This window comes from Bacillus sp. es.034 (genome assembly GCF_002563655.1).
Classification (GTDB): Bacteria; Bacillota; Bacilli; order Bacillales; family Bacillaceae_B; genus Rossellomorea.
Genome location: NZ_PDIY01000001.1, coordinates 4,255,651 through 4,281,934, shown reverse-complemented (window position 1 = coordinate 4,281,934; position 26,284 = coordinate 4,255,651). Strand labels below are relative to the sequence as shown.

Here is a 26,284-nt window from a genome sequence, read left to right as displayed (position 1 = left end):
AAAGCTTCATCCCTTTTTCATATTCCCGTAAAAGGGGCTCGCGGTTTCCGCTGCAAGCTTCGACTGAAGTTGAGAAACGGTGAGGAAACGATATCCCTCTTTTTCAAGAGTCGTAAGCAGGGTCGGTAACGCATCGGCTGTGGTGGAGTGAACATCATGGAGGAGGATGATGGCACCTGGAGCGATTTCCTTCTGCACGACAGAATTGATGGCAGCTGCATTTTTGTTCTTCCAATCAAGGGAATCGACGGACCAGAGGACGAGTGAAGTCCCATTATCATTGGCGACCGTTTCTACGTCTTGATTGATCGCACCATAAGGGGGGCGCAGCATGACGGGGATTTCCTTCGTTGCATCCATGATTTTCTCACGGGAAGTCAAGACTTCCTGAGCCATCTGTTCTCTTCCGATTTTCGTTAAATCTTTATGATGATCCGTATGATTGCCGATTTCATGTCCGGCTTCTGCCACGCTCTTCGCAACGGAAGGGTATTTCTCTGCCTGACTGCCTAACATGAAAAAGGTAGCCTGGACGTCATGTTCTTTCAGTACGCTTAAAATCCGTGGGGTCACGCGAGGGTCGGGGCCGTCATCAAAGGTGAGGGCCACATATTTCTCCCCCACTCCGATCGACGCCTCTGCCACTTCCAGGCTGTCGGCTGTCTTATCATCAAGATAGGGAAGAATGGCATGGATAGGGACTTCCACACGAGTTGGACCGGCTTCCTCGATATCATTGAAATACAAGGTGAGCGCCTTTCCGTTTAATGTCCAATTCCACGATGCGGGATCTTTTAACGCTTCCTGCATCTTCGCATTGGGCAGTCCTTGAAGACGGGTCCGGATCGTTTGGATCATTTCATCATTCGTCGTCATGATATCAGGCAGCTCCACGAACTTCTTTTCTGACACATCGAGGGTAAAGGTTTTCACCTGCTCTTTTCCTCGTACATCATGGACGAGCTGATACGAGTGAAACATGATGGTATATGTATCATGTGTCACTTTCCTGCTGTCGGCCTCGATGATGAGGTGGGCCCGGTACCCTTCTCCAAGCTCTTTCTTGTTCTCCTGGACCCTTTTTAAGAAGTCTTCCTTTTCTTTCTTGATCCAGTCTTTGAGAGGCTTATTGATGTGTGAATCCTCCATAACCGGAACTTTGATGGACATCGTGTATGTATCTGTGTCCGTCAATTCCGTCTTGAAGTCAATGCCCAGTGGAGATGATCCTTTCGATTCAGGGTCGAACCGGATCGCATCGACGAGCTGGGCCATCCCATAAACGAAAGAAAATCCTATTACGATCAGCACAACCCACCCAGGCCAGCGTATCCGCCTGAATGGTATCTTTTTTAACATATGTCATCCTCTTTTCTGGTAAAAAGGTCATTGTATTAAAATTAACAATTCCAATTATTTCAAATTAATGGGTGCAATTCAATGCTTATCTTTTATTTTTTAGAATAAATGGAAAAGAGTGCCTTTTATGAAACTTAATGGCCATCACAATCGTCTATTAAAGAAGAAGTATGGTTACGTACCTTTGGTTATTAAACGGACTTTATTTGGTTGGGTTTATTGTTTTTTTAGTTATTAGGAAAATAAGGAAAAAAGGGGACTGAACACATTGGCAACATGGATGGTACATTTCAGGATTGCAGAGAATCTGCTGAATAGAGGTTTGCGTGCCTCTGAAAAAGAGTTTGTCGTAGGGAATATCGGACCGGATTGTGGTTTGCCGGATCCAGAGACAGGCATCTTCTTTCCTGACAAAATCGCAACCCACTTTAAGGATGATGGGAAAATAAATCCTGAATTGTTTTTGCAAAAGTACATACAGGAGGAAGACGATTTCACCGATCCACGCTCCTCCTTTTATTTAGGCTACTACCTTCATCTCGTGACGGATGTGGAGTGGAGCCGGATGCACCGGGAAAAAAAGAAAGAGCCGGTCTATCAAGACATACTGGGAACTCCCGGCTACACGAGAGCAGTAAAAAGCGATTGGTATGGTGCGGATTTTGTTTATTTACAGGAAAACACGGATATGATTTTTCATCGGGTTTTCCAACATATTGAGAGTTTCCCTGATTACCTCGACATCTTTCCGGAAACTCAGATTACGAAACAAATCAAACGAATCACTGAATTTTATTTAGGGGATTCCTATGCCTTCGCGTTGGAGCCGGATTATCGGTTTGACTATTTGACTCCTGATGAAATTACCCTGTTTGTTGAGGAGACGACGGAGAAACTGGTGGAGATTTTGGGTTCTACGTTTCGAAGAGATGCTCTCTGGAGCATGAATCGAACCAATCTTATGAATACGTGAAACTACTTAAACTTCATTGGGGAATTTAATCCTAAACAAGAGGTGAGAATATGGATTTTCTGATAAAAGTCATTCTATACGTCGTCTTCTTGCTGGGAGCCCTTAATTTTTATTTCGGAGGCACGAAAAGAGCCAAGAATGGTCACTACACCTTCATTTTGGCCATCAGTGTGGTGTTATTAAGCTACTATTATTGGTTCCACATTCAGCTATAGATCAATAGAAAGAGAGTACCTGAGCATATGAACATCGTCCTGAAAGATATCTTTCAATTTATTTTGTATATTGGTGTATTCATATTAATCTTTTATGTGAGTGAAAAAACAGCCAGGAAGAAATGGAATATTGTGAGGAGGCCAGAAGCGGAGGAAGTCAATTCCCTTCATAAATGGGGGAAACGAATTCTGTGGATCATATTCTTTGTGAACGTCGTATTCTTTTCGTCAGGGATAAAGAATGCGGTGATCATCATGGTTATTTTCCTATTTAACGCTTGTATGCAGTGGAAATCGGGAGAGAAAGAATACATCATTACCATACTCAGCCTCATTATATTCAGTATATTTATTATGTTGGGGTACACACTCCATATTTTTTCTGATTAAAAAAGGGAGGGATCATCCTATCACAGGATGATCCCTCTCATCATATTAGCTCGAACGCGACATGAGTGTCTCCTCGGGTGCCTGCTCTATCTTCTTGATGAAGAAGGATAGGACTAAGCTGACGGCTCCAATGATCATGATGGCGAAGTAGGTATCGTTAATTCCCCCAATGGATGCTTCCATGATCATATGAGCTTTCGATGAATCCGTGCCTTCCATCATGATGTCCTGTAGATGGTCTTTCGTCCGGCTCGTCATGATCGTGACGAGGAGGGACGTCCCGATGGCACCGGCGACCTGCCTTGCCGTATTGGAAATGGCGGTCCCATGTGAATGGAGACTTGATGGGAGCTGGTTCAGTCCGGCCGTCTGCAGCGGCATCAGGAAGAGGGCCATCCCGACTCTGCGTCCGGCGTACATCAGGATCAGATGCATATAGCTTGTGGAATCTGATAAATCCGTAAACGTATACGTCGTGACTAGTATAATGGTAATCCCAATGACCGAAAGCCATTTTGCCCCGAAACGGTCAAATAATCTTCCTACGGCAGGACTCAACAGCCCCATCAATAATGCACCTGGGAGCATCAGGAATCCCGCTTCTAAAGCAGTGAATCCCCTGGCGTTTTGAAGATACAACGGAAGCAGGATCATATCTGCATACATGACCATCGTAATCACGCAATTAATGAGGGTGGTCAACGTGAACATATTGTAGCGGAATGCTCTAAGGTCAAGAAATGGTCGTTCCGTGACCAGCTGTCTCCATGAAAAGAGCCCGACTGCCACAACCCCGACACTTAGTGTGGCAATGACCTCGAAACTTCCCCAGCCTTCACTTCCCGCTTCACTGAACCCATAAAGCAAGGCTCCGAATCCAGTCGTGGAAAGGATCAAACTGATCATATCCATCTTGCTTTCAATCGTTTCCGACACATTCCTGAGAAAAATGAACCCGCACACGATGATGATCAGAATGAACGGAATCATTCCATAGAATAACGTCTGCCAAGGAAACACATCAAGGACATAGCCTGTCAGTGTCGGGCCGATCGCCGGAGCGAAAATGATCGCCAGGCCGACGGTTCCCATAGCGGTTCCCCTTTTTTCTGGAGGATAGAGTTTCAGCACCACATTCATCAAGAGTGGCATGATGATCCCGGTGGATGCAGCCTGAATCAGCCGTCCCGTCAGCAAAACAGGGAAATTGGGTGCGAGGGCCGAAACAATCGTACCGACAAGAAAGATCAGCATGGCACTTAAGAATAACTGCCTAGTCGTATAGCGCTGCATTAAAAAGCCGGTGACGGGAATCAGTACTCCGTTCACGAGCATATAACCCGTCGTCAGCCATTGGCCGGTGGATGCATCAATGCTGAACACATCCATGATCGTGGGAAGAGCGACGGTCATGGTGGTTTGATTAAATATTGTAAAGAAGGCACCCAGGATCATAATGGTCATGACGGGTCCTTTTTTTATGGAGCTTGTAGCGGTGCTCAATCCTTTCCACTTCCTTTCGTGGGCTTAATTTACAATGTGTAGTATACTAAACAAAACATAAATTAAATTATAGAAGCTATCTCGGAAGCTTTCAATGAACAGTACGGTGGGTTGTGTTGATTAGTTTACACACTCGAAAACCTTGTTGTTTAATTCCGGGAAACTAAACAGAATCACCGAAATCGTCCATTAGTCTCAGGGAAAGGAGAAATAATATGAGTAACAAAAAGAATCAGACCGATCCGAGAATTCTCCGGACACGTCAGCTGCTGAAAGACGCCTTTGTCCAATTGCTGCAGGAGATGGATCTTGAGAAATTAACCGTCAATCGTCTGACAGAAGCGGCCACCATCAATCGGGTGACGTTTTACCTGCATTATCAGGACATTTCGGATATGCTGGATAAGATGGCCGATGAGATGATCCTCGAGATCTCGAGCGTGTTGGGAGAAGCGGAAACGGACCAGAAACTGGATCATGAAGAAAATATCAGGATGTTGGAAAGATTCCTTGAACATATCTCCCAGAATGGGAAGTTTTATAAAACGGTTCTTGCAACGAGGAGAATCCCGATTTTTAAAGAAAGGATCCTCACCTTTTTTACCGACTGGCTCGTGACAAGAATCGAGAGCAGGGGAGAGGCGTCTTTTGTGCAAAAAGCAGGCATTCAGCAGGAGATCTTCATTTGGTACGACGCCGCGGCAATCATCGGTACCATTGAATCGTGGCTGCGGAATGATATGCCTTATACCCCTGCATTTCTGGCACGGCAATTTTACTTGATCCATACTAGAGGATTCGATCAACACTAAAGATGAAAGGAGGGAAACAACATGACGAAAGAAGAATTGGAATACAAAGTAAACGAAGTGAAATTGGACTATATCCGCATCCAGGGGGACCTGGAGAAGCTCGAGTCCTTCGGAAGGAACACGGATATCCAGCAAAGGAAACTGGACGAACTTGAAAAAGAGCTTTCAGATTTACGTAAACAGCTGGAAGCGATCGATGTTTGATGAATAATGAGGGGCAAAGGGAAATAGGTATATAGAAAGACAAACGGTACAAGTTTCATCTTGTACGATGCTCTTTGATTGGGGCTGATTTCTATGTATCGAAACCGGGACAGACAGGTCAATATCGTCATTATGGTGCTCCTGTGCATCCTGATCTTTCATATCATCCGCATCATCCTCCATGTAAGAGTCTATTTCGTCTACAGCATGGGGATGGGATATCTTTTATTTCTGGGAATGATCATTTTCCTTATTCTTTTCCTGCTATTTAAAAGATGAAGCAAGGGGCACTTTTCTTGATTGGAAAAGTGCCTCTTTTTTGTTTAGGAGAATCATACATAGGAAAATTATGTTAAAATATAGAGAGTACTCTGGACATCGGATGGAGGTTCACTATGAAAAACAGGAATCGATTGGCTTTACTCATATCGATCATCGTATTAGTCGGGGTTCCCATTTTATTTCTCTTTGTCTCGTTGTATACGGGAGAATGGGGATATCTGATGTGGAGTCTTCCGCCCTCATTTTTAGCGGGATTTACGGGGTTAATCTTTACACTTCAAACCATTAAAAAAGAAAAGAGTCTATCGAAATAAATAACAAAATAATGAAGATAGCGAGGGCCGGAATGTACATCTCTAAATTAAATCATGAGCTCACATATGATCAAATGACACATCTATTATTCTCTTCTATTCATGACGATCAAAAGGAAGGTGATTGTATCTTTGTTGCAGGAAGCAGCAAAGCAGTGAAATACCGATTGCCGAGAGCAGTGGAGATTTATAAACAGGGAAGGGCCGGTAAGATCTTGTTTTCCGGTGGTGTGAAGTGGCCGGAAAATGAGTATACAGAAGCCCTGCAATTAAAGAAAGAAGCGATCTCATTAGGAGTTCCGGAGAAGGATATCTTAACGGAAGGCCTTTCCCTGCATACCCTGGAAAATGTGCTTGCTTCCCTACTTGTCCTGGATCGGGAATTTCATCTGCACAATATCCGGCGCCTGCTCGTCGTGACGACTTCCTACCATATGAGGAGGCTGCATCTCACTCTAAAAACCTATATGCCGGACTGGATCTCGTTCACATTATGCCCTGTGGATGATCACAATACCAACGAAGATAATTGGTTTCATAGTGAAACTGGTGTCAAACGAGTCAAAGGGGAAACGGAGAAACTGATTCGGTACGTGAAGCAGGGAGCTTTGGAGGATGAGGATGTCAATATTCATTTAAATACAGGAGCGAATATATGAAAAAAGAAAAAATGTATCCGAGATTCTGGCTGTTTGCGATATACTTTACCGGCTTTTGGATTTTATATGGCTGCTTTATCCTATTCCAAGATATAGTTATCGAAGATCATTTCGATAGTCAGCCGCTCTATCTGATCGGGGGCATGACCATTATGTTGGTACGGTCAGCGCAAGAATATAAAAAAGCAAAGAAGCATGAGGAAGAAGTGTCATAAAAATAAGTGGTTTTTGTCACGGAAAAGGAGAAGTGAATGTGTGTTAAGAATATTAGGTACTGTTTTCTCTTCGGCGAGTTTCGTCCTGGCCACCTATTTACTGGTGATGCAGGAATATAAATGGATTGAACTCATGATGTTGATGGGTGGTCTATCCATTGGAATCATGGGGGTAGAAGAAATTCAAAGGGATCATAAGGGGATGGGATGGTTATTACTCTTAACTGGTTCACTATGCCTGTACTCTTCGATTCAAGGGTTTTTATTCTTTCATTAATAGGACGGTCTTACTTCTGATCTACCATCAATTTCTGCAGAATGACCGATACGTACCGGTCTGAAGATCTGGAGATAACAGAGGGTTTTTCCCATATATTCCTCACAACCTGAAGGACCAACTGTTCCGTCGCGGTACTGCATCCCGTCACCCGAAAACCTGTGCGATACATGAACGTTTCATAATCCTGATAAAATTTTTTGAAAGAGTGGCAGTCCCTCGATAGTAAACAGGACATCAATTCGAGCTTCGTCATCCTCATTTGCAACAGCTCCCCTTTTAAACTCCTTAACCATACCCTTCTTCATCCAATTGATAACTCTTTTCCCAGGATTTATTGAATAAATCCATCATCATGTGGTATACATACGGTAAGAGGTGGTGCAGAAATGTCAATTAAAATGAATACTGCAGTTCTCCTTCTTGGCAGTGCTTTGCTTTTTTCAGCCTGCAGCGGGGACGGGACTGCAACCGATCAGGACGAAAGCAATCAGACGCAGGATAAAAATCAAACGGAAACTTCAACAAATATTAATGGAGATAAAAGTACCGGTGAAGATGTGAACTCCGATACTAGTGAGTATAACGAAGATGCTGGGGACAGTAGTGGTGAAACAAGTAGTGATACGAGTAGAGAAAATGAAGATATTCAAAAGCAGCAGTATGAATCAGCCGAGGACGCTGCAGCTGCCATCAATGGGTATGAGAGGGTCGATCAGACAAACATTAATCTGGGTCATGGAATCAAAGGGCTCCAGGAAGGGGCAGCCGGTCATGAGTATCTTTACTGGAATGAAGGCGACTGGCTGATCAAAGTCGACTTTCCGACGGATCCTCAATATCGCATTGACGGATATGATGGAGCTGAGGACATGGCAAAGAAAGTCGTAGATTATCTCGAAAAGAATTACTTGCCCGCACCAGACGAAAAGGGCGTCATCACTATCAACGGATTCAAGGAACATCCGGAAACCGTCGTGAAGTGGCAAAAAGGAAAGATCGTCTATTCGATCACTTCGAAAGAGAAAGAACCGTTTGGTGCATTGGATACCGCAGTTGAATCTTAATGAAATGGCGTCGGGAATTGCCCCGTCGCTTTTTTCTTTATCAATTCCCGGAAAGTTAATCTCCTTACTTTGATCACCACACTGAATGGAATTTCGTAAGACCCCGCTGTCTAGTCCCCGGTATCCACCTCCACTACTTATACCACTTCTTTAAGTTCCATCAGTTACTTTGAACCATGTCCATGTACACATGAATTGATATAAAAAAGTAAACGAATATTTACATAGACTTTAATTTTCCCCTCTTGTATTCATACTGACTTAATCATCACATGTTTTACTAGAATAGTAGCAAATACTTGAGGAGGTATTACAGATGAAAAAAAGACTATCAATCGGATTATCGATGGCATTACTTGCATCTTCATCCTTAACAGCAATGGCACACGACCATGAAGGTCACGGTAAAAAGAAAGATTCACACAAGAAAATCGAGAGTGTTGAATTCTCTTCCATGAAAGCTCCTGACAATATTAAAAACATGGTAAAAACCTATACAACAGCAACTGTGAAAGTGACGTATAAAGATGGAACAGTAAAAGAATTACCTCTTAACTATGATCAACTCTACTTATCAAAGGATAAAATTGTTTCCAACAAGGGTGAAATGATTCCTGCAGGAACACCAATCGATGTGAACGGTGACCCAATCATGGACACCAGCATCCCAGGGAATCCTTCTTATTTCATTTCGGATGCTCCAGATTCAAATAGCCTTCTGACAAAAGGGAACAAGTCATTTATGATTTCCCATTTTGAATACGATTCACAAAACAATGCAGGTGAGAGGATTTCCGGTCTGCCTGCTTCCATGACGCTTTCTGAACTTGACCAGGATAAAAAATCGGGCAAGCTTTCAGTAAAAGAAGCACATAAGATAGACTTTTCAAGTGTAGACGGACTATGGAATCCGTGTAACGGTTCCACAACGGATTGGGGTACTCATCTTGGTTCAGAGGAATATGAGCCGGATGCGCGGGAATTTGCAGATAAAGATTCCGATGCCTATAAAGAAGTAAGCAATTTTGCAAAGTATTATTTTAACGATGAGTCAAAAGCGAATCCTTACAACTATGGATGGATTCCTGAAATCTCAGTATCCCATGATGGAGAGCCATCTGTTGTCAAACATTACAGCACCGGACGTTTCTCCCATGAAATGATGAAAGTCCTTCCAGATAATAAGACGGCATTATTCGGAGACGACGGCGGCAATACAATGATGTTCATGTATGTAGCCGACAAAGCAGAAGATTTCTCAGCAGGAACCTTATACGCTGCCAAGTTCGAACAAACCGGTACGGAAAAAGGCGGATCCGGTGACTTGAACTGGATCAAGCTCGGACACGGTACCGATAAAGAAATCTCAGACATCATTGACAGCGGAGTGACATTCAATGATATTTTCGAAACAACGGAAGAGCCAACCGAAGGATTTACGGCTGTTAAGACGAACTCCCATGATTCAGTGGAATATCTAAAAGTGAAACCAGGGAAAGAAAAAGCTGCGGCTTTCTTAGAACCACGCCGATACGGCGCCATCCTGGGAGCAACTTCTGAATTCAATAAGATGGAAGGTCTTGCAGTCAACGCGGAGGATCATAAAGCCTACATGGCTATCTCCTATCAAGAGGGCAGCATGGAAAAGCAGGAAGGTGCGGTTCAGGACGATATTCAACTTCCGAACATTGAATCGGGTGTCACATATGAATTGAATCTTCAAGAAGGTCAAGCAGATCGTGACGATGAGAAGATCGAAAGTGACTATGTTCCAGCAAGCATGAACGGATTCGTTTTAGGAGAGGACCTCTCTTCTCCGGATGGACTAGGAAACACGGCAAATCCTGATTTAGTAGCAAACCCTGACAACCTGAGCTACTCAGAAGATCTGAATACCCTCTTCATCGGAGAAGACAGCGGTATGCACACGAACAACTTCGTGTGGGCCTATGACGTAAAAACGAAAAAGCTTTCCAGAATCCTTTCCGTACCAGTCGGAGCAGAAGCAACGGGATTAAGGGCGGTGGATTCCATGAAGGATTCAAATTATGTCCTAAGCAATTATCAACATCCAGGGGCGGATCTTGATGAGAAAGAAATCACCGCGGTCGATAAAAACGAATTGGAACAAGCGATGAAAGATACGCTAGGCATCATGGAAACGGGCGGAGTCGGCTACATTTCCGGAATCCCTGGTATGGATACGAAAGGTGAACACCACCATAAAGGCCATTACGATCATAAAGAGGAAGACCGTAAAGATCACGATTCAAAAAAATAAACTACGATGAAAAAAGGTCTGTCACCGACACGTTCGAGCATTAGCGTGAAGGGGGCAGACCTCTTTTTCATGAAAGAATCATTGAGTAATCAGTCTTTATTTGAAATAATTGGAATGTGAGTAATTTATAAGGAGGGAGAAAATGCGCAACGATCGATTCTTTCTGGAATTGGCGCTTGAAGAAGCCGAAAAAGCATTAAATGATCAGACGTACCCGGTAGGGGCTGTTATTGTGGATGAAAATCAGAACATCATCTCCAAAGGGAGAAATCGTGTCCACTCTGATCAGGATGCAACGGCCCATGCAGAAATGGATGCCATCCGAAATGCCGGTTCGTCCATTTTTAAGGCGAAAATAGAAGGTGAGACCTTAACGATCTACACTACTGTGGAACCGTGTCTCATGTGTACGGGTGGTATCCTTTTCGCTAAAATCAGGAGAGTGGTGTGGCTGCTGAATGATGGGGAAGGATTTGGCGGATATAAAAAAGTGAATGCTGCCGGCATCTTTGAACGAAAGCTTAACGAAGTAGAAGTTCTGGAAGAACCATATGCCGATTTAAAGATGAAGCAACTCGAACTCATGAGACAGTGGGAGGAGAGCCCCAATCATGTGGTGAACTTGCGAAATGTATTTAAAAAGGGATAAAAAGGGTCAATCTTTCAGTGAATTCATTCTAATATAGGTGGTCTTCTTAACGAAGAACGCATCAAAGCCTAAATAGAGACAGTAAAATCGTACTTTTTAAAATGATGATACATACGAGGGAAACGTTTATGAATAATGTAACCACAACACTATTATCTCATTATCAACAACATCATCAAAAACACCGACCCTTCATCGTCGGGATCGATGGCTTGGGTGGATCGGGGAAGACGACCCTGGCACGAAACGTGAAACAAGAATTAATGCTCACAAAATGTGAAACGGTTATCCTCCATATGGACGACTACATTGTGGAAAAGAGCGAACGGTATGGAACAGGGAACGAGGAATGGTATGAATATTATACCCTTCAGTGGAATATAGAACTGCTTCGGAAAGTACTTTTCCAAAGGTTATATGGAGGGGATGACTCTATCACGTTACCTTTCTATGAATCCAGTGCAGACTCAGTCGTGTCGAAACTCATTCACCTTGACCGGGTAAGCGTGGTCCTGATTGAAGGCGTCTTCCTGCAGAGGAAAGAGTGGCGCGATTTCTTCGACTATGTGATTTTTTTGGACTGTCCCTCAGAGCTCAGAACCGAAAGAGTCATCGGGCGGGATACTTATCTAGGGGATGAGCTGGCCAGGATCGAAAAGTATAAGAGAAGATACTGGCTGGCGGAGGATCATTATCTTCTTCACGACAATCCGGCCGGACAGGCGGACTATGTTGAAAGAATCTAAAAAAATATTCTCTATCCTTATCTGTTTTTTTGCTAAAATAGAACTATATATAAACAGAAGGCGAATGGTGCCCAGATGAGTATAGTGAAAGATTTCCTGCTGCAACTCACCCTAATGATCATACCGATATTCAGTTATTTCACCTTTATTCTGGAAAAAATAAAGAAGGACCGGACCATTAAGATGGTCATGACCCTGTTATGGGGAGTGTCCATCCTGTTATGCATGTCTTTTCCTGTGGAATATGCGGGAGGGGCGCGCCTGGATTTGCGATTTATTCCACTCCTTCTTGGTACCTTATATCTTGGGATGTGGCCGGGGTTATTCCTGTCCGTCCTGATTATCTTATATCGCATGACCTCAGGGATCACTACGGGTCTTTATACGACAATCCTTGTACTCGTCATCACCCTGCCTGCCATTTTGTATGTTCAACGAATGTTTATCCAGGTGAAAAAGGATCGAAGAGTGATGATGGCAGCAGGATTATCCTTCCTGTATTGCCTCTGTGGAATGACGGTGTTCAGTCTTATGAATGGAATTTCGATCACCGTTTTGAAAGTGCAAGGTATCCATCTTCTTTTTACCGTCGCTGTTACCTGTTTCTGTACGGTATTAATTGAAAAGATCCGTGAGACCCATCAGCTGAGGCTAGAGGTCCAGGATTCGGAGAAATTCAGGATGATTAGTGAGCTGACTAGTGTGTTTGCCCATGAAATCCGAAACCCCATGCAGGTGACCCGTGGCTTTCTTCAGCTACTCGATGAGCCGTACTTGCCTCATCATAAAAAAGAATATATCAAGGTGTCCATTGAAGAATTGGACCGTGCCAATGAAATCATCAGCGACTTTCTGGCGTTCGGCAAACCCTCCATGAATACATACGGGACGATCAATGTCGGTGAACAGTTAAAGCGTGTTACCACGCTCATTCAAACATTCAGCATAAACCAGCAGGTGGAATTCAAATCCGATATAGCGGATGACTGCTGGATGAAAGCAAATCCTCAAAAGCTGAACCAGTCCCTGATCAATATCCTGAAAAATGCCGTGGAATCCATGCCTGAAGGTGGAACCGTTTGGATTGCTTGTCACTCAACCGATGACGGACATATCAGGCTCACCATCAAAGACCAGGGAATCGGCATGAACCCGAAACAAGTCGACCGACTTGGCTCCCCCTATTATTCTCTCAAAGAAAAAGGTACCGGACTCGGGATGATGGTCAGCTATCAAATCATCCGTTCCTTCAAAGGGCGCATCACGGTGGAAAGCGAAGAAGAGGTAGGTACGGAATTTGTCATTGAATTTCCTCGTGTTGAAACGTGAAAAACGGCTTAGACTTTTATCGGTCAAAGCCGTTTTTTCTACTCCTCCCACATAAAGAAAATTCGACAGGGCTGCTCGATTCCACTCGAAACTGGCATGATTATATCCAATCTCGCACGATTATCTTCAGTCCCGCATGAAAAAATCAGAACCCGCATGATTACCGGGCAAGGAATGTTTTTAAGGGTATTTAGCCCAAGAAAGGATTGAGTTTATATGAATATTTTGGAATAATTGGTATGTAACTGACTTCAGAGGAGGAGAACGATTAGATGGATCATTTTTTATTAAAGAGTTTTCTATTCTTATCAATCTACGCTCTGTCCATCTTCCTATTTAACGCAGGAATGAGAAAAAATTTGAACGTAAAGAGGAAAAAGAGGTTCTCATATAACCATCTGAATGATCATCATAAAAAACTGGATTGGATGATTCGAATCACATTTTTAATCCTCATCGTCATTGGAGGCATCTATAATGCTTTCAATCTGGATCAAGAAGGAAGAGTATGGTACTTGGAACCCTATATGATGGTATTCGGTTTTGGCCTGGTATCGGAAACAGTCAGGGCCATCTTTGAAAAGAAACATTCAGATAATCCCAATGATTATAAATTTACCCTTTCACAGCTAGCCTATTTATCCATCACGTTACTATTATTCTTTGCAACCGAATTTTTCGGAATATTCACCTAATGGAGGGACCAGCATGAACAATCCTGCACAAAAAAGAATCCGGGACTACGGAGTGAAAATTGGTAAGTTAGAAACGGGTCCCAACAATTCAATCACTGATGTTGAAGGCGTGACGGTCGGTCATGTCACCCTTAGTGAAAATGATAGACAAACTGGCGTCACGGCGATCCTGCCTCACCAGGGAAACCTATTCAAAGAGAAGCTTATCGCCTCGAGCCATGTCATTAACGGGTTCGGCAAAACGATGGGCACCATTCAAATCAATGAACTAGGAACCTTGGAAACTCCCATTTTATTAACGAATACATTGAGCATCGGTACAGCGGCCGATGCCCTGTTCGATTACATGCTCGAACAGAATCCTGAGATCGGCAGAACGACTGGGACCGTCAATCCTGTGGTGTGTGAGTGCAATGACATGTTTTTAAACGACATCAGGGCACGTTTCATCACGAAAGACCATGTCCGACAGGCGCTGGAAAATACATCGTCATTCGTTGAAGAGGGGACGGTCGGAGCCGGTACCGGCATGCTCTGTTACTCCCTGAAAGGCGGAATCGGAACGGCTTCACGGATCATGAAGATGGAGCACGGGACCTACATAATGGGTGTCCTCGTTTTGACAAACTTCGGTATACTAAGCGACCTGACTATAAACGGAAGGGCCGTCGGCGAAGAACTGAAGGAGAGAATCCTCCAAACCCGCGAAGAACAGGACAAAGGCTCGATCATCATCATTGCAGGGACGGACCTCCCCGTGTCCGAAAGGCAGCTCAACCGGATCATCAAGCGGACAATCACGGGATTATCCCGTACAGGCTCCATCATCACAACCGGGAGCGGCGAAGTGGTCATCGGCTTCTCGACGGCCACGAAGATCCCCCATGATCATACGTCCCAATGCATGTCCGTCCCCATGATTCATGAAGAAGAAATCGACCTTGCATTCCGGGCCATTGGAGAAGCGACGGAAGAAGCAGTATTGAACTCATTGATCACGGCAACGCACGTGGTCGGCAGGGACGGAAATGAAAGACCGGCGTTAAAAGATTTACTGGAGAAATACACTATAGGGCTTTAACCACCGGGGAGGTACTATGGAATCAACATTGATCATCATACGAGGAAATTCCGGAAGTGGGAAAACCACGACCGCCAAACGCCTTCAACAACATCTGGGACGGGGGACGCTCCTCGTTTCCCAAGATGTCGTCCGCCGTGACATGTTGAAGGTACAGGACCGGGACGGCAACCTGTCCATGGACCTGATCCGGCAGATCACAGAATACGGTAGAGGGAAATGTGAAGTGGTCATAGTGGAAGGAATCTTCACTGAACAACGCTATGGCGATATGCTTCGGGAGTTAATCCAATTTTATAACGGAAAAGCCCATACATACTACTACGATTTATCGTTTCAAGAAACCGTCCGCCGGCACAACTCCCGTTCAAAAAGGACAGAATTTGGGGAGGATTCTATGCGTGACTGGTGGAATGCTGAGGACTATCTCCGTGTGGATGGAGAAGTTCAATTGACAGATGAAATGACGCAGGATGAGATAGTGGAAATGATTTTAAAACAAATATGAAAAAAGGGAGTGCATCATGTTACACGTTAAAACCTTAGAAGACAGGGACTATGAATTAATCAAAGAAGCAGAAAGAGTGATAGAAACGAATTATAGGTACGGTCGGCATCACATTGGTTCAGCTGTCAGAGCAACTTCCGGCAAGGTCTATGCAGCTGTCCACGTCGAAGCAAACGTCGGCAGAATCACCGTATGCGGAGAAGCGATGGCCCTCGGGAAATCCATCTCTGAAGGAGACCACGAGATTGAAACGATTGTCGCAGTAGCCCACCCCCATCCACACGAAGACATCGAGAAATGCTGGGTCGTCGCACCTTGTGGAATGTGTAGGGAATTAATAAGCGATTATGGAAAACATACCGATGTGATCCTTTCGTATGGGGGAGAATTGGTGAAGTGTAATGTGATGGAATTGTTGCCGGAGAAGTATACGAGTGATGTGGAATAATACTATCAAGAAATTCACTGGTTTCGACAAACGGATCATATAGCGTTTAGAAAGAAAGCTAGTGCTTCATTGAAAAGTAAAAACAAGCAATTTACTAGCAAATAACCAACAAGGAGACACTCCTATGAAACTCATCTTACTATTCGGGCCCCAGGCCGTTGGGAAAATGACGGTGGGACAAGAACTGGAAAAAAGAACAGAACTGAAGCTGTTTCACAACCATATGACCATCGAATTGCTACAGCCTTTCTTCGGATTCACAGAGGAAATGTGGAGAATCTGCAACATGCTGAGAGTCGAAATTTTTGAATCCTTCTCAAAAACAGATCAGTACGGGATGATTTTTACCTTCATGTGGGCCTTCAACGAAGAAAAGGATTGGAAGTGGGTCGAGAAAGTCACAGACATTTTCGAATCAAACGGGGCAGAAGTCTATTTCGTGGAGCTTGAAACGGATCTGGAAGTACGACTAAAACGAAACATCACACCGAACCGACTGCAGCATAAGCCGTCGAAGCGAAATATCGAAGACTCCGAGAAGCGGTTGCTTGCTTCCCTGGATACCCATCGCCTCAATTCGGTCGAGGGGGAAATAGAAAGAGAGAACTATATTAGAATCAACAATACAAATATGAATCCCGAAGAAGTTGCGGAAAAGATAATAGAAGAGTTTCAGCTCGAGCGAAAGTGAGGGACGGAACTCAAATAAAATGAAAAAGGAGGACATATGAAAACCAATCTCTTTCATTCCCCGCCAACCTTGGAAAACGATAAAATCAAATTGATTCCCTTGGAGGTTCATCATTCCGCTGCCCTCCTTGAAGCAAACGATCCTGAGATATGGTGTTTTATGTTTAGTGAAATTACAACCCTCGAACAAATGGATCAATGGGTAACAGCCGCCATCCAGCTACGGGATCAACAAACGGCCTTACCATTTGCGGTCGTGTTAAAAGAACAAAATAGAATCATAGGATCAACCAGAGTATTCGGAATCAACCTTTCACAAAAATCGTGTGAACTGGGTTCTACGTGGTACAGCAAAGATCATCAGAGGTCTTTCGTAAACTCCAATTGTAAATATTTGATCCTTCGCTATTGTTTTGAAAGTTTAGGAATGTTGCGGGTTCAGCTTAAAACAGATGAACGAAATCACCGTTCCCAGAAGGCAATTGAACGGTTGGGTGCTGTGAAAGAGGGAGTACTGAGAAAAGAAAGGATCCTGTCAGATGGATATGTCAGAAATGCCGTTCTGTATTCGATCGTTGATGAGGAGTGGCCTTCGGTAAAGGAAGGATTTGTTTTGAGGGATTCGAAGTATTGAACGGTATGGGTCATTAATTGAATTAAAGTTTGAAAGTGATATTTTGATGAGTATGTTGGATACTGAGTACATTGCCCTGAAATACAAGGGCCAATTCTGACATCTATTATAAAGAAAGGAGATGAGGATGTTGGGACTTATGACAACATTTTTTCTGAAACTCCTTTTCGTTATTGGGATTTACATCATTCTCGTTACCTTGTTTCATCGTGTGACTAGCAGGTGGCTGGGTTTGAAGAAGAGAAAGTGTTTCTCTCACGACATGCTTAATAAGCAACATGAAAAAGGGGATAAGCTACTAGGGAATTTAACAGTGGTGGTAATGATTGCCGGGCTGATAGTGGTTGTTGGTACTAGCTTTGAAAGCAGATTTTTACAACCGTATTTAATCATATCCTTCTTTTTCATCTGCAGGTTATTATGGAAATCCTATATGGAGAAGAAGTGGATGAGCGAGAATAGGGAATATACCTATACGATAATGGAAGCGGGATTTCATACTATTTTGTTAATTGCTGTTTTCTCGACAAATTACTGGTTGTTTTAAGTCGGGAATATTTTTGGGATAAAATAGAAAATCACTAAAGTGAGGGAACCCAAATGAACAATACCCAAACAGAACTCAAGGTCGTCATCGGGGCAGGAGAATATCATAATAATCCCGGATGGCTGCATACCCAGGAAAAAGACCTGAACTTACTGGACGAAACGACGTGGCAAAATAAGTTCCAAGAAAGCTCGATATCCGCTATATTGGCAGAGCATGTATGGGAACACCTTTCATATGAAGAAGGGTTACAGGCAGCAAAGATATGCATGAAGTATCTTAAGCTCTCTGGATACATCCGTTGTGCTGTACCTGATGGGTATTTTCCTGATGAAGACTATCAAAAGGTTGTACAAATAGGGGGACCCGGTCCGGAAGAACATCCTGCTGCCAGCCATAAGATCGTTTATAACTACAGGTTGTTAACGGAATTATTTGAAACGGCTGGGTTTGAAGTGAGACTACTTGAGTATTTTGACGAGAAAGGTAACTTTCATCAACATGACTGGGATGGTGCTGACGGCGTCATCTTTCGTTCTAAGAAGTACGATCCGAGAAATCAGGGGGAACGTATAGCTGTCCCTTCTCTCATCCTTGATGCTATTAAGTATTGAAATCACCTTTCTTATATGATAACGTATATGAAAATAAGAGGTGGATAAATATGACTTTCATCAACAAGCAACGCTCATTCACACAATTCCATCATCATATCGAGTAACCTTGCTATCCGATTTTTAATAATCGCACATAGGAAGGTTATTTCCCATAGAACCGCATTTGATTAAGTTATTCGCTTATCAAGTGTGGTTCTTTTTTTTATACAAAAAAGGAGGAGAAGAAAGATGAAAATGAAGAAGATGGATTATCAAAATGTTAAAGGGACGCAGGATTATTTACCGGAGGCGGAAGTGATCAGAAGGGAAGTAAGAAGGACGCTGGAAGACGTGTTCATCCAATACGGCTGCAAGCCCCTCGAGACCCCCATCCTGAATTACACAGAGCTGCTAGCCTCGAAATACGCGGGTGGTGCTGAAATCCTGGAAGAGATGTACACCTTAACGGACAGAGGAGAAAGGGATCTCGCCCTGCGCTATGATTTGACGATTCCCTTTGCCAAGGTAGCGGCCATGAACCCGACCATCCCCATGCCGTTCAAGCGTTATGAAATCGGAAAAGTGTTCAGGGACGGACCTATCAGGGCGGGAAGGTTTCGGGAATTCACTCAGTGCGATGTGGATATTGTGGGCGTCGAGTCACAGGTGGCAGAAGCTGAGTTGATGATGATGGCGTTGGATGCATTCGCAAAGCTCAATATGAAGGTGACCATTCAATACAATAACCGGAAACTTCTGACGGGGATGCTTGAAGTGTTCGGTATGGAAGCGGATCGAATCAATCCAGCAGTCTTGATCCTCGACAAACTCGAAAAGATTGGTGTCGATGCGGTCATCTCAGAACTCTCTGACCTGTCCATTGCGGACAGCACTAACCGATTGATCCAGCAATTTTTAACAGACACGAACAATAACCGATTGGACTATTTCGAATCATACGCCGATCAAAACGGCAAAATCAGGGAAGGGTTGAATGAATTAAAGGAACTGACTTCCTATCTTCAATTCCTCGAAATCGATGAGCAATGCGTCTTCAATCCCTTTTTAGCAAGAGGCCTGGAAATCTACACGGGGACCATTTATGAAATATTTTTAACGGACGGGTCCATTACATCAAGCATCGGTAGTGGCGGACGATATGATAATGCTATCGGTGGGCTGCTGGGAACAGATGAAAAAATCTCGACCGTCGGCATTTCGTTTGGATTGGACGTCATTTATGCAGCCATCATGGCGACTCAGCGAAACGCGAAGAAAGCTTCCAACGTTGACTATTACGTCATTCCACTCGGCACAGGGAAGGAAGCTCTACGGGTGGCAAATGATTTAAGAAAAAAAGGCTATATCGTCGAACTTGAGATGAGCAGCCGGAAATTAGGAAAGCTTTTGGAGAAAGCAAACAAAGAAGGGGTGCGGAATGTGATTGTGATAGGAGAAGAGGAGGTTAAGAAGAATCAGTTTAAAGTGAAGAATATGGAAACGGGAGAGGAGAAAGTATGGGAGATGAGTGATCTGAAGTAGATTGCGAAGTAAGCAAATAATACTACATTCCAATTATTCTTTCCTTTTTTGTAAAAATCCCTAAGAAAATAGATTGAGTTTCCTTCACACAACCTTTATCAAGATGGGTACCAAACTACATACCCACTTAACATCCCTTCCCTAAAATGTAGTCGAATACATATTAGGGATAGGAGATGAAGAACATGAACAAAAAGTTTTTAGTCGGTACTGGAATTGCAGTTTCATTGTTATTGAGTCCATTTAGTCAGGCGTTTGCAGAAGAGCCGACAGCGGGTGAGAAAAAGCAGGTGGAAAATATTGCTCACCGAGGGGCTGCAGCCTATGCACCTGAAAATACGATCGCAAGCTATGATCTCGCTGTCGATATGAAGGCGGATTATATCGAAATCGATGTTCAACGAAGCAAAGATGGTGAATTGGTTGTCATCCATGACACATCAGTGGATCGCACAACCGATGGATCGGGAAAAGTAGGGGATCTGACACTCGAGGAAATGAAGAGTCTTGATGCAGGAAGCTGGAAAGGCGAACAGTTTACAGGAGAAAAAATCCCGACATTTGAAGAGGTTCTGGATCGCTATCATGGAAAAGTGGGAATCTTAATCGAAATGAAGTCTCCGGAGCTTTATCCTGGTATTGAGGAACAAGTGGCTGATGCATTAAAGGAACGTCACCTCGATACACCGCAAAACGAAAAAATCATTCTTCAATCCTTTAATTTTGACTCGATGAAAAAGATGGATCAACTCCTTCCAAAAGTTCCAGTCGGAGTTTTAGCCTGGAGTCAGTCGCAAGCGACACCCCAAGCATTAAAAGAAATCTCTACGTACGCAGAATGGTTCAACCCGAGCTATGGAATCGTCACTGAACAAGTAGTGGAAGATGTTCATTCCCTGGACATGCAAATCGGGTCATGGACAGTGCGCAGTCATGAAGCGGCAGATTTCTTATTCGATATGGACGTGGACGCGATCATTACGGATTATCCGGATTATGTGGATCCTAGAAATTAATAGGTTAAGAGAAAAGAAGTTTTTACTAAAGCACGTGTATATTTCATTCTGCTTTTGACCATACTAAATGAACAGCCCTTTTCGTATTATAGCTCTGACTTGGTTCGTCCAAGTTAACCTGCGTCCTACGAAGAAGGGCTTGTTTTTTGCGAAAAATCCGTTCAAATCATCCCTCAACTCTCCCAACTCGACAACCCTACAATCATCTGTTACTATATAATAGTTACCCAAGGTAACCATTACCTAAGATAACTATATAAGAAGGAGAATCCATCAAATGAAATCGGAACAACAGTTTTTTCAGGAGCTGATCAGGCTCTACAGGCCATTTGAGAATCAATTGAATGTTCAGCTGAATGAACACGGTCTGCATAGGGCTCAGTGGACGATTTTATATAATCTTTACCATAACGGACCTGCCTCCAATGTGGAGATCTCAAACTATCAGAGTGTGGAGAAACCGACGATTACGAGGACGGTTCATCAGTTGGAGGAAGCGGGCTATATCGAGCGTATTCCAGGGAAGGATCGTCGGGAAAAGCGGATGCAGCTGACGGAGTCGGGGATCGAAGTGTATGAGAATGCCCGCAAAACCATCGACCGTTTTGAACAGACCATCATGGAAGGAATCAGCGAAGAGAAGCAGCTTGAAATGATGGAAATGATGAAAAAAATCAAAGAAAATTTGAACAGATAAGGAGTTTTACAGATGAGCCAGACACAGTCAAAGCTATGGACGAAGGACTTCACGCTCATGTCCATCGCCAACTTTTTCATCTATTTGATCTTTTATTTATTGCTTGTCACCATGGCAGTCTATGCCGTGGATGAATTCGGTGCATCGGAAAGTCAGGCGGGTCTGGTGACCGGGATCTTCATCATCGGGACATTGATCGGACGTCTATTCCTTGGCCGGATGATCACGACCATCGGAAATAAGAAAATGCTGTTTGTCGGCATGGTCGCATTCATTGCCACTTCATGCCTGTATTTTGTGGAGGGCGGTATCAGTTTCCTACTGCTTACTCGTTTTCTTCACGGGGTGGCACTCGGGATGGTCAGTACGGCCACCGGTACCATTGTAGCGGAAATCATCCCTGCGAGTCGGAAAGGGGAAGGAATCGGTTACTACAGTATGAGCATCACACTCGCAACCGCTGTTGGCCCATTCTTCGGACTTTTCTTAAGTCAGCATGCAAGCTTCACAACGATCTTTGCCTTCTGTCTTGCGCTTGGGGTCATCAGCTATATCATTTCACTGTTCGTGAAAATCCCGGTTGTCAAGAAACCGGCTGGGAAAAAAGCGGATAAAGAACGCCTGAGTCTGTCAAGCTTCATCGAGCCAAAGGCATTGCCTATCGCGCTTGTCGTGCTGTTCGTTTCCCTTGCTTACTCAAGTGTCCTGTCGTTCATTAATTTCTATGCCATCGACATCGATCTTGTAGAAGCAGCGAGCGTGTTCTTTGTAGTCTACGCCGTAGCAATCCTTGTATCGCGTCCATTCACAGGTAGACTGATGGATGCAAAAGGTGCCAAGGCCGTCATGCTGCCGGCGTTTGTCCTGTTCGCGGCTGGATTGTTCCTGTTAAGTGCGGCTGGTAACACGATGATCCTGCTTCTTTCAGGGGTTCTGATTGGACTTGGATTCGGTAATATGCAATCCGTCACTCAGGCGATTGCCGTGAAGGCTGTTCCACCTGAGCGTGTGGGGCTTGCAACGTCAACCTACTACATTTCCCTGGATGCAGGACTTGGATTCGGGCCATATGTACTTGGCTTCCTTATTCCGTTGACTGGCTACCGTTCACTGTACATGATCATGGGTATCCTGGTTGCCGCAACACTCGTACTCTACTACTTCCAGGAAAGAAAACAATCGCGCACAGTACTCGCGCATGAATAGTCTATAAACGTCATTCCTTAAAGGAGTCCGGCCTATTGGTCGGACTCCTTTTTTTGAGGGACGGACCTTCAAAAGGCCGATTCACTTGGATTTTTCACTGTGATTTGAGGTCCGTCCCTCACTAATCGTTCACTTTAACAATAATATTATATTAAAAAATAATAATTATTTATTGTAAATCAATAAACAACATGTTAAATTCATACTATATTATCAAGTGAGGTGCTATGAATGAAACGGGAAACACTTTTTTTGAAGATTGCTCTTTTTCTAATCGGGGCTCCCATTGCCGCTTTGTGCTTGATCGGATTACCACTGATCGCAATGGAGGCTGCGGGTTCGAAGGTAGCCTATGTCGTTTATGGGATGCTGGTCGTCATGTATGCATCGGCGATTCCTTTTTACACAGCGTTGTTTCAGGCGTTTAAATTGTTAATGTTGATTGACCGGAACAACGCTTTCTCTGGGGCATCCGTGAAGGCGTTGAAAATTATCAAAAAGTGTGCCATTGTAATCAGTCTCTTCTATGTAGCAGGATTGCCGCTCTTTTATGTGCTGGCGGAGGTGGATGACGCACCGGGCATTATCGTGATCGGGATGATCTTCATCTTCGGATCAGCCGTCATTGCGGTATTCGCGGCGGTTCTCCAGAAGCTACTGAACAATGCCATAGAAATCAAATCTGAAAATGATTTAACGGTCTGAGGTGAAATTATGGCAATTATAATCAATATTGATGTGATGCTTGCGAAACGGAAAATGAGTGTGACGGAGCTTTCAGAAAAAGTGGGAATCACCATGGCAAACCTGTCGATCCTGAAAAATGGGAAGGCAAAGGCGGTTCGTTTATCCACCCTCGACGCGATATGCAAGGCCCTTGATTGTCAGCCGGGAGATCTGCTTGAGTATCAACGGGATGAAGAAGCAGGGTCATGATCATGAGAGCGGGCAAACAACTCCTTCGGTTCGGCTGGGAGCAGGCTCTGTCCTGCTTGTTTCCTGTGGTCATCTTTGCGTCATTGGCGTTGACTCAAATCATCCCGCTTCCCTTCCTGCCGAGGTATGACTGGCTGCTCCTGATCTGCCTTGTGATGCAATGGGGAATGGTGAAATCGGGTCTCGAAACCCGGGATGAACTGAAGGTCATTACCCTGTTCCATCTGATCGGCCTTGCCCTTGAACTGTTCAAGGTACATATGGGCTCGTGGTCTTATCCCGGGGAAGGCTATTCCAAACTCTTCGGTGTCCCTTTATACAGCGGATTCATGTATGCAAGTGTAGCAAGCTACCTGTGCCAGGCGTGGAGGAGGCTCAAGGTGGAACTGATCCGGTGGCCGCCGTTTTGGTCAGTCGTTGCCCTCGCCGCAGCAATATATTTGAACTTTTTCACCCACCACTATTGGATCGACATCCGCTGGTGGCTTTCGGGTCTTGTCATCGTCGTCTTTTGGAAAACGTGGGTCGAATATGAGGTAGGCGGGAGGCGGTACCACATGCCCCTCGCTCTATCATTTATCCTCATCGGATTCTTCATCTGGATCGCTGAAAACATCGCAACCTTCTTCGGTGCCTGGGAATACCCGAATCAGACTGAAGCCTGGAGCCTTGTCCACCTCGGGAAGGTCAGCTCATGGCTCCTCCTCGTCATCGTCAGCTTTTTGATTGTAGCAACATTGAAACATGTGAAAGGCAAGGGTGGGGCAACCCACTTTCCAACCGAACATTCCCTGCAAGGACGGGAGGGAAGAGTATGAAGAAAATGGCTTTGGTCTTCATTTTGATCCACTTCATCATCTTGATCCTGTGGGTCATGAATTCAGGATACTTATTTTCACCCTTAGGCATTTCGGTTTGGATCGCCATTGTAGCAATCGGATTGATCATTCAAATCAAGCTGGATAAAGTGAGACTAAATAGAAGAATACTCGCCATCTCAAATGGCTCGATGGTGTTTTTGATGGTGGCAACTGTATTTATCTATTTTGCTGTCAGCTCAATGCCTTAATATATAGTAGGAACAGTTCCCATGGCATGCCATTGGGGCTTTTTTTTAGTAAAAATATGGAACTTTCGCGGAGCTGAAACGTAGATGTACTAATATGAACAAAAGGAGGAATCAATATGGACTACGGTTTGCTGGTGATCGGTCTTGCTCTTATCCTGGTTTCATACTTAGTCGGTATCAAAAAACAAACATGGCTGCTCGCAGGCTTCAATGAAAAGATGGTCAAAAATAAGTCTTTATTAGGAACGGTAACGGGGCTTCTCTTCTTTCTTCCATTAGGGTTGATGGTGATCATGAATAGTTTTATCGATTATTCCCATGAGGGAACCATTCTTGTGGTGGTCATGTTGGTTCTGTTAACGGGTGTGTATGTATTCATTAATAGGAGGCTTATGGATTAATGGAAGAAAAGCATGTCATGATCAACGGAAAGAACGTTTTTATCACTAAAAAAGGAGCAGGGGCCCCGATTGTTTTCCTTCACGGCGGTCCTGGAGGGAGTTCTGACTATTTCCTCCCTCACATGGAGCCTTTAGGGGAAAGCTTTCAGATTATTTTTTATGATCAAACGGGGTGCGGAAGGTCTGAAGTAGAGGAAGGACATTCATATTCCGTAGACGATGAAGTCAACAATCTCGAAGAAATCAGAAAAGCCCTCAACCTGGAAAAAATGACGCTTTTCGGTGAGTCTTGGGGGAGCATCCTGGCCCTTTCATATGCGGCGAAGCATCCGGACCGCATTGATAAACTGGTCCTTACTGCTACCGTAGGCTTAACCTCTAAGCATTATCGGGCGTTCAAGGAAAACCTTTTACGGAAACTCGGATTCTACAAGAAAATGCTTCTCGGGTATTATTCTCTTTCTTCTCTCTTGGGGGTCGATTCTTCTAGGAAGCTTGAACAACTTTTAGACCCCCATTACGTGTATTCAGTCGACATATTAAAAAAGAAAACAACGATCTCATACAACCAGGATGCTCTTAAGCATATCGGGAAAGAACTTGACCACCATTACAACCTTATTCCGTCTTTGCCTGTTTTACAGCCCCTCCCCATCATGATTGCTCAAGGGTCACAGGATATTTTATCGCCTGACTATATAAAGGAAAACGTTTTGGTGCATTTGAATAACGCCATCCTTTATGAAGTAGAAGAAAGCGGGCACTGGACCATACTTGAGCAACCAGAAAAGATGATTGCAATAACACATGAATTCATGAGTTCCAAAGGGACAGTCACCCCGGTTCACTCTTAAGAGCCAAGGTGCCTGTCCCTTTGACATGCCAACACATCGGCACACACCCAATAAAGGATAAACCAATCCCCCCCTCGAATATGAAATAG

Annotated in this window: 36 protein-coding genes; 33 read left to right on the top strand and 3 right to left on the bottom strand. The window is 44.1% G+C overall.

Annotated elements, in window-relative coordinates:
* Window positions 1-6: 6 nt before the first annotated feature.
* The gene (locus tag ATG71_RS21830) at window positions 7-1,359 is read right to left on the bottom strand and encodes a polysaccharide deacetylase family protein (RefSeq protein ID WP_098441465.1); all 1,353 of its coding nucleotides are present in this window, start codon (window positions 1,357-1,359) and stop codon (window positions 7-9) included.
* Window positions 1,360-1,627: 268 nt separating this feature from the next.
* Between ATG71_RS21830 and ATG71_RS21825 the strand changes: the two genes are divergently transcribed.
* The 3 genes from ATG71_RS21825 to ATG71_RS21820 are packed head-to-tail and all read left to right on the top strand — an operon-like array spanning window position 1,628 to window position 2,937.
* The gene (locus ATG71_RS21825) at window positions 1,628-2,332 is read left to right on the top strand and encodes a zinc dependent phospholipase C family protein (RefSeq protein WP_098441464.1); all 705 of its coding nucleotides are present in this window, start codon (window positions 1,628-1,630) and stop codon (window positions 2,330-2,332) included.
* A 50-nt stretch (window positions 2,333-2,382) separates the two neighbouring features.
* Complete coding sequence (locus tag ATG71_RS23520; protein ID WP_179886606.1) at window positions 2,383-2,547, top strand: hypothetical protein; 165 nt, start codon at window positions 2,383-2,385, stop codon at window positions 2,545-2,547.
* Window positions 2,548-2,574: 27 nt separating this feature from the next.
* A complete protein-coding gene (locus ATG71_RS21820; protein ID WP_098441463.1) occupies window positions 2,575-2,937 on the top strand; it encodes a DUF4181 domain-containing protein in 363 nt (120 codons plus the stop codon).
* Window positions 2,938-2,982: 45 nt separating this feature from the next.
* On the opposite strand, the gene ATG71_RS21815 is transcribed toward ATG71_RS21820, so the two are convergent.
* Window positions 2,983-4,401: a DHA2 family efflux MFS transporter permease subunit gene (locus ATG71_RS21815; protein WP_098441945.1), complete on the bottom strand. Its 1,419-nt coding sequence runs from the start codon at window positions 4,399-4,401 to the stop codon at window positions 2,983-2,985.
* Window positions 4,402-4,655: 254 nt separating this feature from the next.
* On the opposite strand from ATG71_RS21815, the gene ATG71_RS21810 reads away from it, so the two are divergent.
* The 7 genes from ATG71_RS21810 to ATG71_RS21780 all read left to right on the top strand — a co-directional run bounded on the left by ATG71_RS21810 (window position 4,656) and on the right by ATG71_RS21780 (window position 7,203).
* The gene (locus ATG71_RS21810; RefSeq protein WP_098441462.1) at window positions 4,656-5,252 is read left to right on the top strand and encodes a TetR/AcrR family transcriptional regulator; all 597 of its coding nucleotides are present in this window, start codon (window positions 4,656-4,658) and stop codon (window positions 5,250-5,252) included.
* A gap of 21 nt (window positions 5,253-5,273) precedes the next feature.
* Complete coding sequence (locus ATG71_RS21805) at window positions 5,274-5,456, top strand: SE1832 family protein (protein ID WP_098441461.1); 183 nt, start codon at window positions 5,274-5,276, stop codon at window positions 5,454-5,456.
* A 93-nt stretch (window positions 5,457-5,549) separates the two neighbouring features.
* Window positions 5,550-5,735, top strand: coding sequence for a hypothetical protein (locus ATG71_RS21800; protein ID WP_034762146.1), 186 nt, complete (start codon window positions 5,550-5,552; stop codon window positions 5,733-5,735).
* A 116-nt stretch (window positions 5,736-5,851) separates the two neighbouring features.
* The gene (locus tag ATG71_RS21795; RefSeq protein ID WP_098441460.1) at window positions 5,852-6,052 is read left to right on the top strand and encodes a hypothetical protein; all 201 of its coding nucleotides are present in this window, start codon (window positions 5,852-5,854) and stop codon (window positions 6,050-6,052) included.
* A gap of 32 nt (window positions 6,053-6,084) precedes the next feature.
* On the top strand, window positions 6,085-6,711 hold the full coding sequence (locus ATG71_RS21790) for a YdcF family protein (protein ID WP_098441459.1): 627 nt from the start codon (window positions 6,085-6,087) through the stop codon (window positions 6,709-6,711).
* The gene (locus ATG71_RS21785; protein ID WP_098441458.1) at window positions 6,708-6,926 is read left to right on the top strand and encodes a hypothetical protein; all 219 of its coding nucleotides are present in this window, start codon (window positions 6,708-6,710) and stop codon (window positions 6,924-6,926) included. The genes ATG71_RS21790 and ATG71_RS21785 overlap by 4 nt, the downstream gene beginning before the upstream one ends.
* Window positions 6,927-6,966: 40 nt before the next feature.
* A complete protein-coding gene (locus ATG71_RS21780; protein ID WP_179886605.1) occupies window positions 6,967-7,203 on the top strand; it encodes a DUF3953 domain-containing protein in 237 nt (78 codons plus the stop codon).
* 10 nt (window positions 7,204-7,213) lie between these two features.
* Here the strand turns inward: ATG71_RS21780 and ATG71_RS21775 are convergent, their stop codons facing one another.
* Window positions 7,214-7,465, bottom strand: coding sequence for a hypothetical protein (locus ATG71_RS21775; RefSeq protein WP_098441456.1), 252 nt, complete (start codon window positions 7,463-7,465; stop codon window positions 7,214-7,216).
* Between the two features lie 127 nt (window positions 7,466-7,592).
* Here ATG71_RS21775 and ATG71_RS21770 point away from each other — a divergent pair, with 127 nt between their 5' ends.
* The 23 genes from ATG71_RS21770 (at window position 7,593) to ATG71_RS21660 (ending at window position 26,195) form a co-directional block, all read left to right on the top strand.
* On the top strand, window positions 7,593-8,270 hold the full coding sequence (locus tag ATG71_RS21770) for a hypothetical protein (RefSeq protein ID WP_098441455.1): 678 nt from the start codon (window positions 7,593-7,595) through the stop codon (window positions 8,268-8,270).
* A gap of 316 nt (window positions 8,271-8,586) precedes the next feature.
* The gene (locus ATG71_RS21765; RefSeq protein ID WP_098441454.1) at window positions 8,587-10,551 is read left to right on the top strand and encodes a PhoX family protein; all 1,965 of its coding nucleotides are present in this window, start codon (window positions 8,587-8,589) and stop codon (window positions 10,549-10,551) included.
* Window positions 10,552-10,693: 142 nt separating this feature from the next.
* On the top strand, window positions 10,694-11,200 hold the full coding sequence (locus tag ATG71_RS21760; RefSeq protein WP_098441453.1) for a nucleoside deaminase: 507 nt from the start codon (window positions 10,694-10,696) through the stop codon (window positions 11,198-11,200).
* Window positions 11,201-11,328: 128 nt separating this feature from the next.
* On the top strand, window positions 11,329-11,946 hold the full coding sequence (locus ATG71_RS21755) for a kinase (RefSeq protein WP_098441452.1): 618 nt from the start codon (window positions 11,329-11,331) through the stop codon (window positions 11,944-11,946).
* A 75-nt stretch (window positions 11,947-12,021) separates the two neighbouring features.
* Window positions 12,022-13,275, top strand: a complete 1,254-nt coding sequence (locus tag ATG71_RS21750) for an ATP-binding protein (protein ID WP_098441451.1) — start codon at window positions 12,022-12,024, stop codon at window positions 13,273-13,275.
* A gap of 272 nt (window positions 13,276-13,547) precedes the next feature.
* Window positions 13,548-13,970: a DUF4181 domain-containing protein gene (locus tag ATG71_RS21745; RefSeq protein WP_098441450.1), complete on the top strand. Its 423-nt coding sequence runs from the start codon at window positions 13,548-13,550 to the stop codon at window positions 13,968-13,970.
* Between the two features lie 13 nt (window positions 13,971-13,983).
* Window positions 13,984-15,051: a DmpA family aminopeptidase gene (locus tag ATG71_RS21740; RefSeq protein WP_098441449.1), complete on the top strand. Its 1,068-nt coding sequence runs from the start codon at window positions 13,984-13,986 to the stop codon at window positions 15,049-15,051.
* A gap of 16 nt (window positions 15,052-15,067) precedes the next feature.
* Window positions 15,068-15,559: a kinase gene (locus ATG71_RS21735; RefSeq protein WP_098441448.1), complete on the top strand. Its 492-nt coding sequence runs from the start codon at window positions 15,068-15,070 to the stop codon at window positions 15,557-15,559.
* 16 nt (window positions 15,560-15,575) lie between these two features.
* Entirely contained in the window at window positions 15,576-16,007 is a 432-nt protein-coding gene (locus ATG71_RS21730) for a cytidine deaminase (protein WP_098441447.1), read from the top strand.
* Between the two features lie 124 nt (window positions 16,008-16,131).
* On the top strand, window positions 16,132-16,698 hold the full coding sequence (locus ATG71_RS21725; RefSeq protein WP_098441446.1) for a DEAD/DEAH box helicase family protein: 567 nt from the start codon (window positions 16,132-16,134) through the stop codon (window positions 16,696-16,698).
* 36 nt (window positions 16,699-16,734) lie between these two features.
* Window positions 16,735-17,331, top strand: coding sequence for a GNAT family N-acetyltransferase (locus ATG71_RS21720; RefSeq protein ID WP_098441445.1), 597 nt, complete (start codon window positions 16,735-16,737; stop codon window positions 17,329-17,331).
* Between the two features lie 121 nt (window positions 17,332-17,452).
* The gene (locus tag ATG71_RS21715) at window positions 17,453-17,878 is read left to right on the top strand and encodes a DUF4181 domain-containing protein (protein ID WP_098441444.1); all 426 of its coding nucleotides are present in this window, start codon (window positions 17,453-17,455) and stop codon (window positions 17,876-17,878) included.
* 53 nt (window positions 17,879-17,931) lie between these two features.
* The gene (locus tag ATG71_RS21710; RefSeq protein WP_098441443.1) at window positions 17,932-18,492 is read left to right on the top strand and encodes a class I SAM-dependent methyltransferase; all 561 of its coding nucleotides are present in this window, start codon (window positions 17,932-17,934) and stop codon (window positions 18,490-18,492) included.
* A gap of 237 nt (window positions 18,493-18,729) precedes the next feature.
* Window positions 18,730-20,016, top strand: a complete 1,287-nt coding sequence (locus ATG71_RS21705) for a histidine--tRNA ligase (protein WP_098441944.1) — start codon at window positions 18,730-18,732, stop codon at window positions 20,014-20,016.
* A 185-nt stretch (window positions 20,017-20,201) separates the two neighbouring features.
* A complete protein-coding gene (locus ATG71_RS21700) occupies window positions 20,202-21,032 on the top strand; it encodes a glycerophosphodiester phosphodiesterase (RefSeq protein ID WP_098441442.1) in 831 nt (276 codons plus the stop codon).
* 277 nt (window positions 21,033-21,309) lie between these two features.
* Window positions 21,310-21,729, top strand: a complete 420-nt coding sequence (locus tag ATG71_RS21695; protein ID WP_098441441.1) for a MarR family winged helix-turn-helix transcriptional regulator — start codon at window positions 21,310-21,312, stop codon at window positions 21,727-21,729.
* Window positions 21,730-21,741: 12 nt separating this feature from the next.
* Window positions 21,742-22,935, top strand: a complete 1,194-nt coding sequence (locus tag ATG71_RS21690; RefSeq protein WP_098441440.1) for an MFS transporter — start codon at window positions 21,742-21,744, stop codon at window positions 22,933-22,935.
* A gap of 231 nt (window positions 22,936-23,166) precedes the next feature.
* Complete coding sequence (locus ATG71_RS21685) at window positions 23,167-23,640, top strand: DUF2975 domain-containing protein (RefSeq protein ID WP_098441439.1); 474 nt, start codon at window positions 23,167-23,169, stop codon at window positions 23,638-23,640.
* A 9-nt stretch (window positions 23,641-23,649) separates the two neighbouring features.
* Window positions 23,650-23,871, top strand: a complete 222-nt coding sequence (locus ATG71_RS21680; protein WP_098441438.1) for a helix-turn-helix domain-containing protein — start codon at window positions 23,650-23,652, stop codon at window positions 23,869-23,871.
* A gap of 2 nt (window positions 23,872-23,873) precedes the next feature.
* Window positions 23,874-24,689, top strand: a complete 816-nt coding sequence (locus ATG71_RS21675) for a DUF817 domain-containing protein (protein ID WP_098441943.1) — start codon at window positions 23,874-23,876, stop codon at window positions 24,687-24,689.
* The gene (locus tag ATG71_RS21670; protein ID WP_098441437.1) at window positions 24,686-24,940 is read left to right on the top strand and encodes a hypothetical protein; all 255 of its coding nucleotides are present in this window, start codon (window positions 24,686-24,688) and stop codon (window positions 24,938-24,940) included. The genes ATG71_RS21675 and ATG71_RS21670 overlap by 4 nt, the downstream gene beginning before the upstream one ends.
* A gap of 116 nt (window positions 24,941-25,056) precedes the next feature.
* Window positions 25,057-25,341, top strand: a complete 285-nt coding sequence (locus tag ATG71_RS21665) for a DUF3784 domain-containing protein (RefSeq protein WP_098441436.1) — start codon at window positions 25,057-25,059, stop codon at window positions 25,339-25,341.
* Window positions 25,341-26,195: an alpha/beta fold hydrolase gene (locus ATG71_RS21660; RefSeq protein ID WP_098441435.1), complete on the top strand. Its 855-nt coding sequence runs from the start codon at window positions 25,341-25,343 to the stop codon at window positions 26,193-26,195. The genes ATG71_RS21665 and ATG71_RS21660 overlap by 1 nt, the downstream gene beginning before the upstream one ends.
* Window positions 26,196-26,284: the final 89 nt, after the last annotated feature.

What these genes read in the sequence shown, in the direction of transcription:
- ATG71_RS21715 (WP_098441444.1), top strand. Translation starts at nt 17,453, where the DNA reads ATGAGGATGTTGGGACTTATGACAACATTTTTTCTGAAACTCCTTTTC.
- ATG71_RS21760 (WP_098441453.1), top strand. Translation starts at nt 10,694, where the DNA reads ATGCGCAACGATCGATTCTTTCTGGAATTGGCGCTTGAAGAAGCCGAA.
- ATG71_RS21775 (WP_098441456.1), bottom strand. Translation starts at nt 7,465, where the DNA reads ATGAGGATGACGAAGCTCGAATTGATGTCCTGTTTACTATCGAGGGAC.
- ATG71_RS21685 (WP_098441439.1), top strand. Translation starts at nt 23,167, where the DNA reads ATGAAACGGGAAACACTTTTTTTGAAGATTGCTCTTTTTCTAATCGGG.
- ATG71_RS21740 (WP_098441449.1), top strand. Translation starts at nt 13,984, where the DNA reads ATGAACAATCCTGCACAAAAAAGAATCCGGGACTACGGAGTGAAAATT.
- ATG71_RS21810 (WP_098441462.1), top strand. Translation starts at nt 4,656, where the DNA reads ATGAGTAACAAAAAGAATCAGACCGATCCGAGAATTCTCCGGACACGT.
- ATG71_RS21745 (WP_098441450.1), top strand. Translation starts at nt 13,548, where the DNA reads ATGGATCATTTTTTATTAAAGAGTTTTCTATTCTTATCAATCTACGCT.
- ATG71_RS21770 (WP_098441455.1), top strand. Translation starts at nt 7,593, where the DNA reads ATGTCAATTAAAATGAATACTGCAGTTCTCCTTCTTGGCAGTGCTTTG.
- ATG71_RS21785 (WP_098441458.1), top strand. Translation starts at nt 6,708, where the DNA reads ATGAAAAAAGAAAAAATGTATCCGAGATTCTGGCTGTTTGCGATATAC.
- ATG71_RS21665 (WP_098441436.1), top strand. Translation starts at nt 25,057, where the DNA reads ATGGACTACGGTTTGCTGGTGATCGGTCTTGCTCTTATCCTGGTTTCA.
- ATG71_RS21670 (WP_098441437.1), top strand. Translation starts at nt 24,686, where the DNA reads ATGAAGAAAATGGCTTTGGTCTTCATTTTGATCCACTTCATCATCTTG.
- ATG71_RS21795 (WP_098441460.1), top strand. Translation starts at nt 5,852, where the DNA reads ATGAAAAACAGGAATCGATTGGCTTTACTCATATCGATCATCGTATTA.
- ATG71_RS21800 (WP_034762146.1), top strand. Translation starts at nt 5,550, where the DNA reads ATGTATCGAAACCGGGACAGACAGGTCAATATCGTCATTATGGTGCTC.
- ATG71_RS21730 (WP_098441447.1), top strand. Translation starts at nt 15,576, where the DNA reads ATGTTACACGTTAAAACCTTAGAAGACAGGGACTATGAATTAATCAAA.
- ATG71_RS21830 (WP_098441465.1), bottom strand. Translation starts at nt 1,359, where the DNA reads ATGTTAAAAAAGATACCATTCAGGCGGATACGCTGGCCTGGGTGGGTT.
- ATG71_RS21660 (WP_098441435.1), top strand. Translation starts at nt 25,341, where the DNA reads ATGGAAGAAAAGCATGTCATGATCAACGGAAAGAACGTTTTTATCACT.
- ATG71_RS21710 (WP_098441443.1), top strand. Translation starts at nt 17,932, where the DNA reads ATGAACAATACCCAAACAGAACTCAAGGTCGTCATCGGGGCAGGAGAA.
- ATG71_RS21690 (WP_098441440.1), top strand. Translation starts at nt 21,742, where the DNA reads ATGAGCCAGACACAGTCAAAGCTATGGACGAAGGACTTCACGCTCATG.
- ATG71_RS21705 (WP_098441944.1), top strand. Translation starts at nt 18,730, where the DNA reads ATGAAGAAGATGGATTATCAAAATGTTAAAGGGACGCAGGATTATTTA.
- ATG71_RS21735 (WP_098441448.1), top strand. Translation starts at nt 15,068, where the DNA reads ATGGAATCAACATTGATCATCATACGAGGAAATTCCGGAAGTGGGAAA.
- ATG71_RS21750 (WP_098441451.1), top strand. Translation starts at nt 12,022, where the DNA reads ATGAGTATAGTGAAAGATTTCCTGCTGCAACTCACCCTAATGATCATA.
- ATG71_RS21815 (WP_098441945.1), bottom strand. Translation starts at nt 4,401, where the DNA reads ATGACCATTATGATCCTGGGTGCCTTCTTTACAATATTTAATCAAACC.
- ATG71_RS21675 (WP_098441943.1), top strand. Translation starts at nt 23,874, where the DNA reads ATGAGAGCGGGCAAACAACTCCTTCGGTTCGGCTGGGAGCAGGCTCTG.
- ATG71_RS21790 (WP_098441459.1), top strand. Translation starts at nt 6,085, where the DNA reads ATGTACATCTCTAAATTAAATCATGAGCTCACATATGATCAAATGACA.
- ATG71_RS23520 (WP_179886606.1), top strand. Translation starts at nt 2,383, where the DNA reads ATGGATTTTCTGATAAAAGTCATTCTATACGTCGTCTTCTTGCTGGGA.
- ATG71_RS21765 (WP_098441454.1), top strand. Translation starts at nt 8,587, where the DNA reads ATGAAAAAAAGACTATCAATCGGATTATCGATGGCATTACTTGCATCT.
- ATG71_RS21700 (WP_098441442.1), top strand. Translation starts at nt 20,202, where the DNA reads ATGAACAAAAAGTTTTTAGTCGGTACTGGAATTGCAGTTTCATTGTTA.
- ATG71_RS21755 (WP_098441452.1), top strand. Translation starts at nt 11,329, where the DNA reads ATGAATAATGTAACCACAACACTATTATCTCATTATCAACAACATCAT.
- ATG71_RS21725 (WP_098441446.1), top strand. Translation starts at nt 16,132, where the DNA reads ATGAAACTCATCTTACTATTCGGGCCCCAGGCCGTTGGGAAAATGACG.
- ATG71_RS21805 (WP_098441461.1), top strand. Translation starts at nt 5,274, where the DNA reads ATGACGAAAGAAGAATTGGAATACAAAGTAAACGAAGTGAAATTGGAC.
- ATG71_RS21680 (WP_098441438.1), top strand. Translation starts at nt 23,650, where the DNA reads ATGGCAATTATAATCAATATTGATGTGATGCTTGCGAAACGGAAAATG.
- ATG71_RS21720 (WP_098441445.1), top strand. Translation starts at nt 16,735, where the DNA reads ATGAAAACCAATCTCTTTCATTCCCCGCCAACCTTGGAAAACGATAAA.
- ATG71_RS21820 (WP_098441463.1), top strand. Translation starts at nt 2,575, where the DNA reads ATGAACATCGTCCTGAAAGATATCTTTCAATTTATTTTGTATATTGGT.
- ATG71_RS21695 (WP_098441441.1), top strand. Translation starts at nt 21,310, where the DNA reads ATGAAATCGGAACAACAGTTTTTTCAGGAGCTGATCAGGCTCTACAGG.